The organism is Streptomyces sp. NPDC001544, assembly GCF_042894285.1.
GTDB lineage: Bacteria > Actinomycetota > Actinomycetes > Streptomycetales > Streptomycetaceae > Streptomyces.
The window spans coordinates 213,166-226,999 of the sequence record NZ_JBIAVN010000008.1; the positions used below are offsets into that span (position 1 = coordinate 213,166).

Consider the following 13,834-nt stretch of genomic DNA (forward strand, 5'->3'; position numbering starts at 1 on the left):
ATGACACCGCCCCTCGGGGCCACCGCGGACACGGACTCCGGGTGGCCCAGGGGTGCGACCGGGGTCAGCCGATGCGGTGCATCCAGCCGTGCTCGTCCTGCGTGATGCCGCGCTGGACGTCCAGCAGGGCCTTGCGGAGCTTCAGGGTGACCTCGCCGGGCTCACCGCCCGTCTGCTTCCAGTCGGCACCGGTGGAGCGCTTGACCGTGCCGACGGGGGTGATGACGGCGGCGGTGCCGCAGGCGAAGACCTCGGTGAGGGTGCCGTTCTCGGCGTCGCGCTGCCACTGGTCCACGGAGACGCGGCCCTCCTCGGTCTCGTAGCCGAGGTCGCGGGCGAGGGTCAGGAGGGAGTCGCGGGTGACGCCCTCCAGGATGGAGCCGGTGAGGGTGGGGGTGACGATCTTGTTGTCGTACACGAAGTACAGGTTCATGCCGCCGAGTTCCTCGACCCACTTGCGCTCGACCGCGTCGAGGTAGCAGACCTGGTCGCAGCCGTGGGCGGCGGCCTCGGCCTGGGCGAGGAGGGACGCGGCGTAGTTGCCGCCGGTCTTGGCGTCGCCCATGCCGCCGGGGACGGCGCGGACGCGGTCCTCGGAGACCCAGATGGAGACGGGCTTCACGCCGCCCGGGAAGTAGGCGCCGGCCGGGGAGGCGATGACGAGGAAGAGGTACTCGTTGGCGGGCTTCACGCCCAGGCCGACCTCGGTCGCGATCATGAACGGGCGCAGGTAGAGGGACTCCTCACCACCGTGCGCCGGCACCCAGTCCTTGTCCTGCTGGACCAGGACGTCGCAGGCCTCGATGAAGGTCTCGACGGGCAGCTCGGGCATGGCCAGGCGGCGGGCGGAGCGCTGGAACCGCTGGGCGTTCTGGTCCGGGCGGAAGGTGGCGACGGATCCGTCGGGGCGGCGGTACGCCTTGAGGCCCTCGAAGATCTCCTGGGCGTAGTGCAGGACGTTGGTGGCCGGGTCGAGCGGGATCGGCGCGTACGGAACGAGCTGACCGTCGTGCCAGCCCCGGCCCTCGGTCCACTTGATCGTCACCATGTGGTCGGTGAAGTGGCGGCCGAATCCGGGGTTCGCCAGGATCGCCTCGCGCTCGGCTGCGGGGAGCGGATGGGCGGACGGCTTGAGCTCGATCGTGGGCGTCGTCATGAGTGCTTGTCCTTCACCGGTTGTAGTGACGGGCCGCGCTCACGCCCGTACCGCCTTCCGGCCAGTGCTAGGACGTCCGAGCATTCCTTCGTACCGCGGCTCCGCGTTCGATTATCCCGTGGAGGGCGGTGCCGGAAGGAATCGGGGTGAATGCGGCCCCGGGTTGATGGTGGCACCCGGCGGGGACATGGGGGAAGCCGCCGGGCTCGGATGCGACCCGGCGGCTTCGAGAGGTTCGAAAGAGCTGGGGGTCCCCCCAGGCCTTTCGGGCTCTGGGGGAGGGTCAGCCGGCTACTCGTACGGCGAGCGCGTCGCCGATCTCGGAGGTGGAGCGGGCGGGCAGCTGGGCGCGCTCGCCGAGGTCGGCCGAGACCGCCTCCTCGATACGGGTCGCCTCGGCCTCGTGGCCGAGGTGGCGAAGCAGCAGGGCGACGGACAGGACCGTGGCGGTGGGGTCGGCCTTGCCCTGGCCGGCGATGTCAGGGGCCGAGCCGTGGACGGGCTCGAACATGGACGGGAACTCGCGGCTGGGGTTGATGTTGCCGGAGGCGGCCACGCCGATGCCGCCGGAGACGGCCGCGGCGAGGTCGGTGATGATGTCGCCGAAGAGGTTGTCGGTGACGATGACGTCGAAGCGCTCGGGCTGGGTGACCAGGTAGATGGTGGCCGCGTCGACGTGGATGTACTCGGTGGTGACGTCGGGGTACTCCTCGGCCACCTTGTTGAAGATGTTCGTCCAGAGGTGACCGGCGAAGGCCAGCACGTTGTTCTTGTGGACGAGGGTGAGCTTCTTGCGCGGGCGGGCCTGGGCGCGGGCGAAGGCGTCGCGGACCACGCGCTCGACACCGAAGGCCGTGTTCACGGAGACCTCGGTGGCGACCTCGTGCGGGGTGCCCTTCCGGATGGTGCCGCCGTTGCCGGTGTACGGACCCTCGGTGCCCTCGCGGACCACGACGAAGTCGATCTGCGGCTCGCCCGCGAGCGGGGTGGCGACACCCGGCAGCAGCTTGGACGGACGCAGGTTGACGTGGTGGTCGAAGGCGAAGCGGAGCTTGAGCAGGAAGCCGCGCTCCAGGACGCCGGACGGCACGGACGGGTCGCCGATCGCGCCGAGCAGGATGGCGTCGTGCTGCCGCAGGGCGTCGAGGTCGGCGTCGGTGAGGGTCTCACCGGTGGCGTGGTAGCGCCTGGCGCCGAAGTCGTACTCCTTGGTCTCCAGCTTCACATCCTCGGGAAGGACAGCGGAGAGGACCTTGAGGCCTTCGGCCACGACTTCCTGCCCGATGCCGTCACCGGGGATCACTGCGAGGTCGATGCTGGGAGACATGTCGGCAGACTACTCCTCGTCCCATGTGATGACACGGGCTGTCCGCCATACGGACAGCGCGCGGGCTGGGCGGGGGCGCCCGGATGAGGGGCGGGCGTCATCCTGTTGGCCGCCGTTCACCCGTATGCAGGGGCGTTGTTGGGATTCGCTGGGAACTTCTGACGGCATGGAGATCCCCGACTTCGGCATTCCGCGGCGCCTCGCGGAGCGGATGAGCATGGCCGAGCAGTACGAGTACCTGCGCACTCGGCTCACCCGGCGCCGCACGCTGGTGTCGGCCGGCGCGGTGGCGGGCGGGCTGCTGACGGGCTGCGGCGGTACGGCGGCGCCGGCCCGTACGTCGGGCGCCCCGGCCCCGACCGGCTCACATGTCTCCGGCTCGGTCGTGGCGCCGTTCGGTCGTCATCTGGCCTTCGGCGCCGACCCGCGGACCAGGATGCGGATCTCCTGGCAGGTGCCGTTCGCGGTGCGCAAACCGTATGTGCGCGTCGGTCTGCGGCCGGACGATCTCGGCCGTCGTGTCGAGGCGGAGGTGCGTCATCTGCACACGCCGGGCGTGCAGGGGGTGCGGCCGGCGGTCGAGCAGTACTACGTGCACGCGGCCCTGGACGGCCTCAGGCCCGGCACGACGTACTACTACGGGGTCGGCCACGACGGCTGGGACCCCGCCTCCCCGGCGCACCGCTCGACGATCACCTCGTTCCGCACCGCCCCCGCGGCCCCGGAGAGCTTCGTGTTCACCGCTTTCGGCGACCAGGGGGTGAGCGTCGGCGCGAACGCCAACGACCATCTGCTGTTGCGGCTGAAGCCCGCCTTCCATCTGCACGCGGGCGACATCTGCTACGCGGACGTGAACGGGACCGGTTCGAAGTCGGACGGCTACGACCCCAAGTACTGGGACCTGTTCCTGAAGCAGAACGAGCCGGTGGCCAGGTCGGTGCCGTGGATGGTGACCACCGGCAACCACGACATGGAGGCCTGGTACTCACCGGACGGCTACGGCGGCCAACTGGCCCGCTTCTCCCTCCCGGACAGCGGTTTCGACCCGCGCTCGGCGCCGGGCGTGTACGCGTTCACCTACGGCGACGTCGGCTTCGTGGCGCTGGACGCGAACGACGTGTCGTACGAGATCCCCGCCAACCTCGGCTACTCCGGCGGCAGGCAGACCAGGTGGCTGGCCCGCACGCTGGGCGAACTGCGGGCCGCGAAGGGCGTCGACTTCGTGGTGGTGTTCTTCCACCACTGCGCCTACTCGACCTCGCAGCACGCCTCCGACGGCGGCATCCGCAAGGAGTGGCTGCCCTTGTTCGCCAAGCACCGGGTGGACCTGGTGATCAACGGTCACAACCACGTGTACGAGCGGACGGACGCCATCAAGGACGGGCGCGTCGGGCGGGCGGTGCCGGTCGGCGGGTCGACGGACCCGGCCCGGGACGGGATCGTGTACGTGACCGCCGGCGGCGGCGGCCGGGACCTGTACTCGTTCCCGTCGGGCGTGAAGGACAGCTACGAGGGGCACGTCACCCGGCACGACGCCGTGAAGACCTTCTACTGGGGCAAGGGGAAGGTCTCCCACAAGGAGACGGTGGAGTGGTCGCGGGTGCGGTACACCGGCTTCTCGCTGCTGTCGGTGGAGGCGCGGGCGGGCGCGTCGCCGAGGCTGAAGGTGTCGGCGCTGGCTCAGGACGGCAAGCGGGTGGACCACTTCGAGGTGCGACGCGGCGGGTGAGGCCGCGTCGCACCTCGCACGGGTGCGGCTCCCGGATGGTGGGGCGCCGCGGCCTGCTCAGTGGCCGGTCTCGCCGCCGTTGTCCCGGCGGTCGAGGGCGCGCTGGAGGGCGGCTGCGGCGTTCTTGCGCTCGGACTCACTCGTGCGGGACACGTGGCGGACTCGGCGGCGGACGGTCGTCTCGGCCATGGGGATCCACTCCTTCGGCACATGGGGGTGCGGAGAGACAGGGGGTTACGAGACGCCGGATGGGGCGGGGAGCGCGTGGCCGCAGGGATTGCCTGCACGGGGCCCGGCTCACGACCGCCATTCGCTGGATCGAGCGAGACGTTCGGCTTCTACAAAAGTAAGGGAGGGGCGCGCTCCTGTCTGCACAATTACTCGGACTTCCTACTATCTGAGACGGCGAACCGGGTCACACCGCGGTGACCTGGGGTTTCCTGGCCCGGGGATGAAGTGAGCGCAGCTCCCGGACGAGTGCCCGGACGGCCGACGTCGCGGCGAGTTCAGGGGTGGTGACGTACCCGACGGTGCGGGTGGGACGCGCGGGGCCGAGGTCGGTGATCTCGACGGCGGGCGGGACGGCGGTGAGGGACAGCGCGGGCATGATCGCCATGCCCAGACCGCTGCCCACCATGGACAGCACCGCCCCGTCGTCCTCGGCGCGCACGGTCGCGGCCGGGATCCAGTCCTGGGCGGCCCACCACGCGCGGGTGGAGGAGCCGCAGTTCTCCATCCAGTCGACCAGGGGCAGCGAGCGCGGCGCGGGGTGCCCGGCCAGGTGGACCAGCGAGTACGGCTCCTCCAGCAGCACGTCGCCGACGAGGCCCGCCGGGACCGGCGAGCCGGTGCCGAGGGTGGCGATGCCCAGGTCGGCGCGGCCCGCGGCGACCTCACCGGCCGTACCGGCGCCCAGTTCCCGGATCACGGTCACGGTGGCCTCGATGCCGGGGTGGCGTGCGGCGAGGGACTCCAGGGCCCGGGGCAGCAGGTGCAGGGCGGCGCTGCGGAACGCGGCGATGCGCAGCACGCCCTCGATCGTGCCCGTCGCCGGACCCCGCGTCTCGGCGACCAGGACGTCCAGCAGGCGCAGCACCCTCCGGGCGTGCGCCACCGCGCGCTCGCCCGCCGCCGTGGGCCGGGCGCCGTACCGGCCGCGCTCGAACAGCACGACGCCGAGTTTGCGTTCGATGCCGCGCACGGCGTGGGAGACGGCGGACTGGGTGGCGTCGAGCCGCACGGCGGCGGCCGAGAAGCTCCCCTCCTCCGCCACGGCCACCAGGGTCCTCAGCTCCTGCGGGGCAAGGTCGACGGAGGTCATTCGGGCGCTCCCACCTGCTGCTATGAGGCCTGTTCATGGATCGGCCGGTTCCATGAACGCAACCCTCTGCCCGGCCGGGGCATTCCTGCCTACGGTCGGCTGCCATGACCGACACCGCGCTGACCGTGCAGCAGACCGCCCGCCCGACCGGGTTCCCCACCACCGACGACTTCCGTTTCGCCGAGTCCCCGGTCCCCGAACCCGTCCCCGGGACCGCCCTGGTGGAGAACCTCTACTGGTCGGTGGACCCCTACCACCGCGAAATGATGGACGGCGACTTCGAGTTGAACGCCCCGCTGGAGGGCCGCGCCCTGGGGAGGATCGTCGCCTCCCGGCATCCGGACCTCCCGGAGGGCGAGGTGGTCTTCCACCGGCACGGATGGCGCACCCATGCGCTGGTCCGTCCCGAGCAGGTCAGGCGCCTCCCCCGTCACGAGGGCGTGCCGCTGTCGGCGTACCTGAGTGTGCTGGGCGGCACGGGTCTGACGGCGTACGTCGGTCTGACCCGGATCGCCCGGCTCCGCGAGGGCGACGACCTGTTCGTCTCGGGAGCGGCGGGCGGGGTCGGCACGGCCACCGGGCGCTTCGCCCGGCTGCTGGGCGCGGGCCGGCTGGTGGGCAGCGCGGGCTCCGCGGAGAAGGTCAAGTACCTGACGGAGGAGGTCGGTTACGACGCGGCCATCGACTACCGCACCGGCCCGGTCGCCGAACTCCTCGCCGGGGCCGCCCCCGACGGCATCGACGTCTTCGTCGACAACGTCGGCGGCGACCACCTCGGCGCGGCGATCGGCGCGCTGCGGAACCGGGGGCGGGTGGTGCGGGTCGGCACGATCGGCCAGTACAACACCCCGGACGCCCCTCCCGTGCTGTACAACCACGCCGACATGGTGGAGAAGCGCCTGCGCATGGAGGGATTCCTGGTGAGCGACTACGCCGATGTGCAGGAGGAGTTGTACGAGTTCGCCGTGCCGCATCTGCGCAGTGGGGCGCTGGTGGCGGACGAGACGGTGGTGGACGGGTTCGAGCGGATCGTGGAGGCGTTCCTGCTGATGCTCAGGGGCGGCAACACGGGCAAGATCCTCGTGCGCGCCGCCTGACGGGCCGTCACAGCACGTCGCCGTCCCGCCAGTCGAAGAGCAGCTCGTGGGCGGGGTCGGGCGGGGCGGCGAGGGCGGGGCGCACATAGGTGGTGCCCTCCTCCTCCGGGAGGTGGACGATCCCGTCCGGTGAGAGGGCGTGGATGCGGCCGGTCCACGGTTGCCAGCCTCGGGCGGTGTAGAGACGGGCGCCGTCGTCGCTCGCGGAGAGGGCGCCGAGGTCGTAGGCCCGGTCGACGATCCGCTCCAGTGCGCCCATCACCCGGCCGCCCAGGCCTGTGCGGCGCACGTCGGGCCGTACGGCGACGGCCTCGACGTATCCGACCCGCAGCCAGCGGCCCTGGTGGCGGGCGCGTCGCATCACGACGGATCCATGGGCGGCGAGTCCCGCCTCGTCGTGCACGAGCGCGTGCATGCCGCCCAGCCCGTGCTCCCAGTCCCCGTCCCTGAAGTCGTTCTCGAAGGCGACGTCCAAGAGAGCACGGGCGGCGCGGAGTTCGGCGGGGGTGAGGTCGGCGGTGTGCGCGGTGCGCAGGCCGGGGGCGGGCGAGGCAGTGGTCATGGCCCCAGTGTCCCGGCGCCGATTTCGAGCTGCGAGAGGTGGCTCGGGCGATGGAAACGGGCCGGGAAGCCACGCTTGTGGCAGGCTTCCCGGCCCGTGCGCGCTGGTCCTGTCGTTTGGACCAGGCCGGCTGGAGGTAACGGCGCCTTCTGACCGGCCCGAGCGGGGTCTGGTGCGTGCAGCTGCAAGGCGGAGGAGGGCGGCAACGCGATGGGGGTCCCCCCGCTCGAGCGAAGTCGAGAGTGGGGGAGTTGGCAACCGACGACAACGCCGCAGATGTGCGTGCCAGACCCCGCGACGCCGGGATGATCCAAACGACAGGGCCTAAGGCGGTCAGCCCATGTGCGGGTAGGTGTAGTCGGTCGGCGGGACCAGCGTCTCCTTGATGGCGCGGGTCAGGGTCCAGCGCATCAGGTTCTGCGGGGCGCCGGCCTTGTCGTTGGTGCCGGAGGACCGGCCGCCGCCGAAGGGCTGCTGGCCGACGACCGCGCCGGTCGACTTGTCGTTGATGTAGAAGTTGCCGGCCGCGTAGCGGAGCTTCTCCATCGTGTACGCCGCCGCCGCGCGGTCGTTCGCGATGACCGAGCCGGTCAGGGCGTAGTCGGACACCGACTCCATCTGGGTCAGCATCTCGTCGTACTTCTCGGGCGAGCTGTCGTCGTACACGTGCACGGCGAGGAACGGACCGAAGTACTCGGTGGTGAAGACCTCGTTCTCGGGATCGGTGCACTCGACGACCGTCGGGCGGACGAAGTAGCCGACCGAGTCGTCGTAGCTGCCGCCCGCGACGATCGTGCAGGCCGGGTCGGCCTTGGCGCGGTCGATGGCGGCCTTGTTCTTGGCGAAGGAACGCTCGTCGATGACCGCGCCGATGAAGTTGGAGAAGTCGGTGACGTCACCCATGGCGATGCCGTCGACCTCGGCGGCGAACTCCTCCTTGAAACCGGAGTTCCAGATGGACGCCGGGATGTACGCCCGGGAGGTCGCCGAGCACTTCTGGCCCTGGTACTCGAAGGCACCGCGGGTCAGGGCGGTCTTGAGGACGGCGCGGTCGGCGCTCGGGTGGGCGACGACGAAGTCCTTGCCGCCGGTCTCGCCGACCAGACGCGGGTAGGAGCGGTACTTCTCGATGTTGTTGCCGACCGTCTTCCACAGGTACTGGAAGGTCTTGGTCGAGCCGGTGAAGTGGATGCCGGCGAGGTCCCGGTGCTCCAGGGCGACCTCGGAGACCGCGATGCCGTCGCCGGTGACGAGGTTGATGACGCCCTTGGGCAGACCGGCCTCCTCCAGGAGCTGCATGAGCAGCACGGCGGCGTGGGTCTGGGTCGGGGACGGCTTCCACACCACGACGTTGCCCATCAGCGCGGGCGCGGTGGGCAGGTTGCCCGCGATCGCGGTGAAGTTGAAGGGCGTGATCGCGTAGACGAAGCCCTCGAGCGGGCGGTGGTCGAGGCGGTTCCAGACGCCCGGGGAGTTGGCCGGGGGCTGCTCGGCGAGGATCTGGCGGGCGTAAGCGACGTTGAAGCGCCAGAAGTCGACCAGCTCGCAGGGGGTGTCGATCTCGGCCTGCTGGGCGGTCTTGGACTGGCCGAGCATGGTGGAGGCGGCGAGCGTCTCCCGCCACGGGCCGGACAGCAGCTCGGCGGCGCGCAGGATGATCGCCGCACGGTCGTCGAAGGACATCGCGCGCCAGGCGGGCGCGGCGGCCAGGGCCGCGTCGATGGCGTCCTGCGCGTCCTGCTGGGTGGCGTTGCGGTACGTACCGAGGACGGCCTTGTGGTTGTGCGGCTGGACGACCTGGAAGGTCTCGCCGCCGCCCATCCGCTTCTCGCCGCCGATGGTGCAGGGCAGGTCGATCGGGTTGTCGGCCAGCTCCTTGAGCCTGGCCTCCAGCCGGGCGCGTTCGGGCGTGCCGGGGGCGTAGCCGTGCACCGGCTCGTTGACGGGGGTGGGGACCTGGGTCACAGCGTCCATGGGTTCCGTAACTCCTTACTGAGCGGTGTTGCGAGCGGGGGGTGAGGCTCAGCCCTTGGTGATCATGCTGCGGACGAAGAAGCGCAGGTTGGCCGGCTTCTCCGCCAGGCGCCGCATGAAGTAGCCGTACCAGTCGGTGCCGTAGGCGGTGTAGACGCGCATGCGGTGGCCCTCGGCGGCCAGCCGCAGGTGTTCGTCGCTGCGGATGCCGTAGAGCATCTGGAACTCGTACTCGTCCATTTTGCGCCCGGCGCGGTGGGCGAGTTCCTGGGCGATGCTGATCAGGCGCGGGTCGTGGGAGCCGACCATCGGGTAGCCCTCGCCGTCCATCAGGATCCTCAGGACCCGGACGTACGCCTTGTCGATCTCGTTCTTCTGCTGGTAGGCGACCTCGGCGGGCTCCTTGTAGGCGCCCTTGACCAGGCGGACGCGGCTGCCGCTCGCGGCGAGGCGGCGGGCGTCGGCCTCGGTGCGGAAGAGGTAGGCCTGGATGACGCAGCCGGTCTGCGGGAAGTCCTTCCGCAGTTCCTCGTGGATGGCGAACATCGAGTCGAGGGTGGTGTGGTCCTCGGCGTCCAGGGTGACGGTCGTGCCGATGGCGGCGGCGGCCTCGACGACGGGGCGGACGTTGGCGAGGGCCAGCTCGTGGCCGCCGGGGAGGGCCTGGCCGAACATGGAGAGCTTGACGGACATCTCGACCCGCTCCCCCAGCTTCAGCCGCCCCAGGCGGTCGATCAGCGTCAGGTAGGCGTCCCGGGCGGCGGTGGCCTGTTCGGGGGTGGTGATGTCCTCGCCGACCACGTCCATGGTCAGCTCCAGGCCCTTGACGGTGAGGTCCTCGATGATCGGGACGACGTCGTCGACCGTCTCGCCGGCGATGAAGCGGTCGACGACCTGCTTGGTCACCGGGGCCGCCGAGATCAGGCGTCGCATCCGGTCGCTGCGCGACGCGGCGAGAATCACGGGACCCAGCACGGGGCACCTCCACAACAAGGCCGAGGAAGGCCATACCCGACCATCCGGGTACGGCACGGAGAACCACCGTGAAACCTAAGGATCCCTCCGATCATCTGCCATCGACAGCTGTCACGCATCCGTGCGCGGGATCTCAGACAGATGTATGAAGGCGGCGCGGATATGCGGGAGAATGCCCGAATGACCGCCGATACTCCGCCGTTCAAGAACGTGGGCGACTACCAGGAGCTGGTGGACGAGATCTCCGAGCTGCTCGGCGCCCCCGCGACCCTGGAGAACCGCGACTTCGAGCTGATCGCCTTCGCCGCGTACGACAGCGAGGGCGAGCTGGACGCCTCCGCGCTGGACCCGGTGCGCACCCGCTCGATCCTGACCCGGCGCTCCACGGCGGCGGTCCGCAGGTGGTTCGAGGGCTTCGGCATCACACGGGCCACCGGCCCGGTGCGCATCCCGCCCACCCCGGAGGCGGGCGTGTACCGGGGGCGCATCTGTCTCCCGGTCCGCCACCGGGGTGTCGTCCTCGGGTACGTGTGGCTGCTGGACGACGACCCGGGTCCGAGCGAGCGGCAGCTTTCCTCGGCGATGGGGGTCGCGGCCCGGATCGGGGCGCTGCTCGCGGACGAGGCGCAGCACGGCGCCGACCTGACCCGGGAGTTGCGGGCGGTGCTCACCGCGGAGCGGGGCTGGCCGCGGGACATGGCGGTGGCGGAGCTGCGCACGGCCCTCGGCGCTCGCGCGGACGGCCCGCACACGGTGGTGTGCGTGGCGCCCTGGCCGTCCGCCGACCCGGGTGACGCGCCCTCGGTGCGTACGCTGCCGGGCGCGACGGCGCTGTGCACGGTGCCGTGGGGCCTGGCCGCGCAGTCCCTTGCACTGCTGGTGCGGTTGCGGTCGACACATGCCATGACCCCGGCCGTGTCGGCGGCGGGGCGGCTGTTGGAACGGCGCGATGACAGGGCCGGTGCCGGGGCGGTCGCCGCCGGGATCGCCGCGGCCCGGGTGGGGCTGGCCGAGCTGGGGTCCGCCTGGCAGGAGGCGTCCGCGGCGGCCCGTGCGGCCCTGGCCGAACCCCGGTTCGGGCCGGTCGCCGAGTGGGCGCAGATCGGCCCGTACCGTCTGCTGACCTCCCTGCCGCCCGAGACCGCCCACGATCCGGTGGTGGCCCCGCTGCTCACCCCCGCCCACCAGGAGCTCGCCCGCACCGCCGAGGTCTACCTCGACTGCGCGGGCCAGGCCGGCCGCACCGCCGCCGAGCTGGGCATCCACCGCCAGACCCTGTACTACCGGCTGTCCCGGGTGGAGCAGTTGACGGGCCTGGACCTCGACGACGGGGAGGACCGGCTGCTGCTGCACATGGCGTTGAAGGGGGCGCGACTCTAGGAACCCGTCGCGGTGGCGGCCTCGATGACCTGGCGCAGACCCTCGGTGAGGGCGTCTCCGTCGGGCGCGGTCTTGGGGTCGAAGGTCCACTGGGCGATGAGACCGGTCATCAGCGTGAGGTAGAACCGGCCGACGGTGTCCGCCGTCTCGTCGGACACCTCCTCCTCCGGTACGCCCATGAGCAGCGCGACGAGACCCCGGCCGCCCTCTCGCTGGGCGCGGGACAAGTGGTCGCGGACCTCGGGCAGTTGGACGGTCATGACCTCCATGCTGAGCCGCCACACGGAGCCGGGCTCCCGCATGCTGTCGACGATGCTCCGCCACACCGCCCGGAACCGCTCCAGCGAGCCGGGGGCTCCGGCGACGCCGCCGCCCACCGCGGCGCCGAAGCCGTCGGACGTGCCCTCCACCAGCGCGATGTAGGCCTGCGCGAGCAGCGCGTCCTTCGAGCCGTAGTGGTAGCCGATCGAGGCCAGGTTGGTCCCCGACTCCTTGACGATGTCGCGCGCCGTGGTGCGTGCGAAGCCCTTCTCCAGCAGGCAGCGCTTGGCGCCTTCGAGCAGATCCTCACGGTGTCCCATGCGGACCACCCTACTCCACGATCCATACGGCCGTCCTAGACGAATGACTTATACAAACGTTCTAGACAAGTGTTTAAGACGCGCGTACATTCATCGGTATGACGAACTCGACGAGCGCCACCCCGACCGCCCTCGCCGGGCGTCGTGAATGGACCGCCCTCGGCGTGCTGATGCTGCCGCTGCTGCTGGTCTCGATGGACGTGTCCGTCCTCTACTTCGCGACCCCCGCGATCAACGCGGACCTGCGGCCGACCGGCACCCAGCAGCTGTGGATCTTCGACGTGTACGGCTTCGTCCTGGCCGGCCTGCTGATGACGATGGGCTCCCTCGGCGACCGCATCGGCCACCGCCGGCTCCTCCTGATGGGCGCCGCCGCCTTCGGCACCGCCTCGGTGCTCGCGGCCTACGCGAACAGCGCCGAGACCCTGATCGCCGCCCGTGCGGTGCTCGGCATCGGCGGGGCCACCCTGATGCCGTCGACCATGGCCCTGCTGCGCACGATGTTCACCGACCCCGGGCAACGGGCGAAGGCGATCGGCCTGTGGTCCGGCGTGATGACGGGCGGGATCGCGCTCGGCTCGGTGATGAGCGGCGTCCTCGTCGAGCACTTCTGGTGGGGCTCGGTCTTCCTGGTCAATCTGCCCGCGATGCTGCTCCTGCTGGTCCTCGGCCCGGTCCTGCTCCCCGAGTCCCGCAGCGCGAACCCCGGCCGCTTCGACTGGATGAGCGTCCCGCTGTCGATGGCCGCCGTGCTCCCCGTGATCTACGGCCTGAAGGAGATCCCGTCGGAGGGCTGGCACGTGCGGTACGTCGTGTCGGTCGCCGCCGGCCTGCTGTTCGCCGCGCTCTTCGTCCGTCGGCAGCGCACCGCCGCCTCACCGCTGATCTCTCCGGCCCTGTTCCGGGCCCGCGGCTTCACCCCGTCGATCGTGCTCACCCTGGTGTCCGCCTTCGGGATGATGGGCTCGGCCCTCTTCACCACCCAGTACCTGCAGTCGGTCCTCGGCAAGAGCCCTCTCGAGGCCGCGCTGTGGAGCCTGCTCCCGTCGGTCCTCATCGGCGTCGCCGGACCGGTCACCACCCAGCTCGTCCAGAAGGGCGTCGACCGGGGACACGTCGTCGCCGCCGGCTTCGCCGTCGCCGCGGCCGGGTACGGCATGCTCGTCCTGACCGGCACCGACTCCCTCTGGCTCACCCTGGCCGCCGCCGGCGTCCTCGCCTCCGGGGTCGTCATGGTGATGTCCCAGCTGTCCGACCTGGCCCTGAGCTCCGCCCCGCTCGAGCAGGCGGGTGCGGCCTCCTCCGTCATGGAGACCGGCACCGAGTTCGGCGGCGCCCTCGGCATGGCGGTCCTCGGCTCCATCGGCACGGCCGTCTACCGCCACGAGATCCCGGCCTCCGCTCCGGCCGCGGCCCACGAGACCCTGGGCGGCGCCCTCGCCGTCGCCGGCCGGCTCCCCGGCCGGACCGGGGGCGCCCTGACCACGGCCGCCCGGGAGGCGTTCACCAGCGGGATGCACGCGGCGGCGCTCGCGGGAGCGGTGCTGCTGGCGGGCGCGGCCGTGGTGGCGGCGATGACGCTGCGGCGGATCCAGGTGCGGGAGGTTGCGCAGACCGAGGAAGCCGCCGAACTGGAGAAAGCGGCCGCCTGACGAGGCGGCGGAAGACGAAAGCGCCGGGCGGGCTGGATCACCAGCCCACCCGGCGCTTTCGTACCGCTGTCGTCCTACCG

At 71.2% G+C, this 13,834-nt stretch carries 12 protein-coding genes; 4 read left to right on the plus strand and 8 right to left on the minus strand.

All coding sequences use genetic code 11. The features are described from left to right. Window positions 1–64: 64 nt before the first annotated feature. Window positions 65–1,156, minus strand: a complete 1,092-nt coding sequence (locus ACFY0F_RS22110) for a branched-chain amino acid aminotransferase (protein WP_388796769.1) — start codon at window positions 1,154–1,156, stop codon at window positions 65–67. 283 nt (window positions 1,157–1,439) lie between these two features. After that, complete coding sequence (locus ACFY0F_RS22115; RefSeq protein WP_388796772.1) at window positions 1,440–2,483, minus strand: 3-isopropylmalate dehydrogenase; 1,044 nt, start codon at window positions 2,481–2,483, stop codon at window positions 1,440–1,442. 166 nt (window positions 2,484–2,649) lie between these two features. Between ACFY0F_RS22115 and ACFY0F_RS22120 the strand changes: the two genes are divergently transcribed. Then, on the plus strand, window positions 2,650–4,212 hold the full coding sequence (locus ACFY0F_RS22120) for a purple acid phosphatase family protein (protein ID WP_388796775.1): 1,563 nt from the start codon (window positions 2,650–2,652) through the stop codon (window positions 4,210–4,212). Between the two features lie 57 nt (window positions 4,213–4,269). Here ACFY0F_RS22120 and ACFY0F_RS22125 read toward each other — a convergent pair whose 3' ends face one another. After that, the gene (locus ACFY0F_RS22125) at window positions 4,270–4,401 is read right to left on the minus strand and encodes a hypothetical protein (RefSeq protein ID WP_089098576.1); all 132 of its coding nucleotides are present in this window, start codon (window positions 4,399–4,401) and stop codon (window positions 4,270–4,272) included. Window positions 4,402–4,627: 226 nt separating this feature from the next. After that, window positions 4,628–5,533: a LysR family transcriptional regulator gene (locus ACFY0F_RS22130; RefSeq protein ID WP_388796778.1), complete on the minus strand. Its 906-nt coding sequence runs from the start codon at window positions 5,531–5,533 to the stop codon at window positions 4,628–4,630. Between the two features lie 104 nt (window positions 5,534–5,637). Between ACFY0F_RS22130 and ACFY0F_RS22135 the strand changes: the two genes are divergently transcribed. Further along, on the plus strand, window positions 5,638–6,630 hold the full coding sequence (locus ACFY0F_RS22135) for an NADP-dependent oxidoreductase (protein WP_388796782.1): 993 nt from the start codon (window positions 5,638–5,640) through the stop codon (window positions 6,628–6,630). A 7-nt stretch (window positions 6,631–6,637) separates the two neighbouring features. On the opposite strand, the gene ACFY0F_RS22140 is transcribed toward ACFY0F_RS22135, so the two are convergent. From ACFY0F_RS22140 to ACFY0F_RS22150, 3 genes are all read right to left on the minus strand, one after another. Next, complete coding sequence (locus ACFY0F_RS22140) at window positions 6,638–7,192, minus strand: GNAT family N-acetyltransferase (RefSeq protein WP_388796785.1); 555 nt, start codon at window positions 7,190–7,192, stop codon at window positions 6,638–6,640. 333 nt (window positions 7,193–7,525) lie between these two features. Beyond that, entirely contained in the window at window positions 7,526–9,166 is a 1,641-nt protein-coding gene (pruA, locus tag ACFY0F_RS22145) for an L-glutamate gamma-semialdehyde dehydrogenase (RefSeq protein ID WP_388796788.1), read from the minus strand. 48 nt (window positions 9,167–9,214) lie between these two features. Further along, a complete protein-coding gene (locus ACFY0F_RS22150; protein ID WP_388796791.1) occupies window positions 9,215–10,141 on the minus strand; it encodes a proline dehydrogenase family protein in 927 nt (308 codons plus the stop codon). Between the two features lie 180 nt (window positions 10,142–10,321). Between ACFY0F_RS22150 and ACFY0F_RS22155 the strand changes: the two genes are divergently transcribed. Further along, entirely contained in the window at window positions 10,322–11,521 is a 1,200-nt protein-coding gene (locus tag ACFY0F_RS22155) for a PucR family transcriptional regulator (RefSeq protein ID WP_388796794.1), read from the plus strand. Here the strand turns inward: ACFY0F_RS22155 and ACFY0F_RS22160 are convergent. Beyond that, complete coding sequence (locus tag ACFY0F_RS22160; protein ID WP_388796797.1) at window positions 11,518–12,102, minus strand: TetR/AcrR family transcriptional regulator; 585 nt, start codon at window positions 12,100–12,102, stop codon at window positions 11,518–11,520. The genes ACFY0F_RS22155 and ACFY0F_RS22160 overlap by 4 nt on opposite strands. Window positions 12,103–12,200: 98 nt before the next feature. On the opposite strand from ACFY0F_RS22160, the gene ACFY0F_RS22165 reads away from it, so the two are divergent. Beyond that, a complete protein-coding gene (locus tag ACFY0F_RS22165; protein ID WP_388796800.1) occupies window positions 12,201–13,754 on the plus strand; it encodes an MFS transporter in 1,554 nt (517 codons plus the stop codon). Window positions 13,755–13,834: the final 80 nt, after the last annotated feature.

Coding starts and splice junctions, on each gene's coding strand:
- ACFY0F_RS22110 (WP_388796769.1), bottom strand. CDS start 1,156: ATGACGACGCCCACGATCGAGCTCAAGCCGTCCGCCCATCCGCTCCCC.
- ACFY0F_RS22115 (WP_388796772.1), bottom strand. CDS start 2,483: ATGTCTCCCAGCATCGACCTCGCAGTGATCCCCGGTGACGGCATCGGG.
- ACFY0F_RS22120 (WP_388796775.1), top strand. CDS start 2,650: ATGGAGATCCCCGACTTCGGCATTCCGCGGCGCCTCGCGGAGCGGATG.
- ACFY0F_RS22125 (WP_089098576.1), bottom strand. CDS start 4,401: ATGGCCGAGACGACCGTCCGCCGCCGAGTCCGCCACGTGTCCCGCACG.
- ACFY0F_RS22130 (WP_388796778.1), bottom strand. CDS start 5,533: ATGACCTCCGTCGACCTTGCCCCGCAGGAGCTGAGGACCCTGGTGGCC.
- ACFY0F_RS22135 (WP_388796782.1), top strand. CDS start 5,638: ATGACCGACACCGCGCTGACCGTGCAGCAGACCGCCCGCCCGACCGGG.
- ACFY0F_RS22140 (WP_388796785.1), bottom strand. CDS start 7,192: ATGACCACTGCCTCGCCCGCCCCCGGCCTGCGCACCGCGCACACCGCC.
- pruA (WP_388796788.1), bottom strand. CDS start 9,166: ATGGACGCTGTGACCCAGGTCCCCACCCCCGTCAACGAGCCGGTGCAC.
- ACFY0F_RS22155 (WP_388796794.1), top strand. CDS start 10,322: ATGACCGCCGATACTCCGCCGTTCAAGAACGTGGGCGACTACCAGGAG.
- ACFY0F_RS22160 (WP_388796797.1), bottom strand. CDS start 12,102: ATGGGACACCGTGAGGATCTGCTCGAAGGCGCCAAGCGCTGCCTGCTG.
- ACFY0F_RS22165 (WP_388796800.1), top strand. CDS start 12,201: ATGACGAACTCGACGAGCGCCACCCCGACCGCCCTCGCCGGGCGTCGT.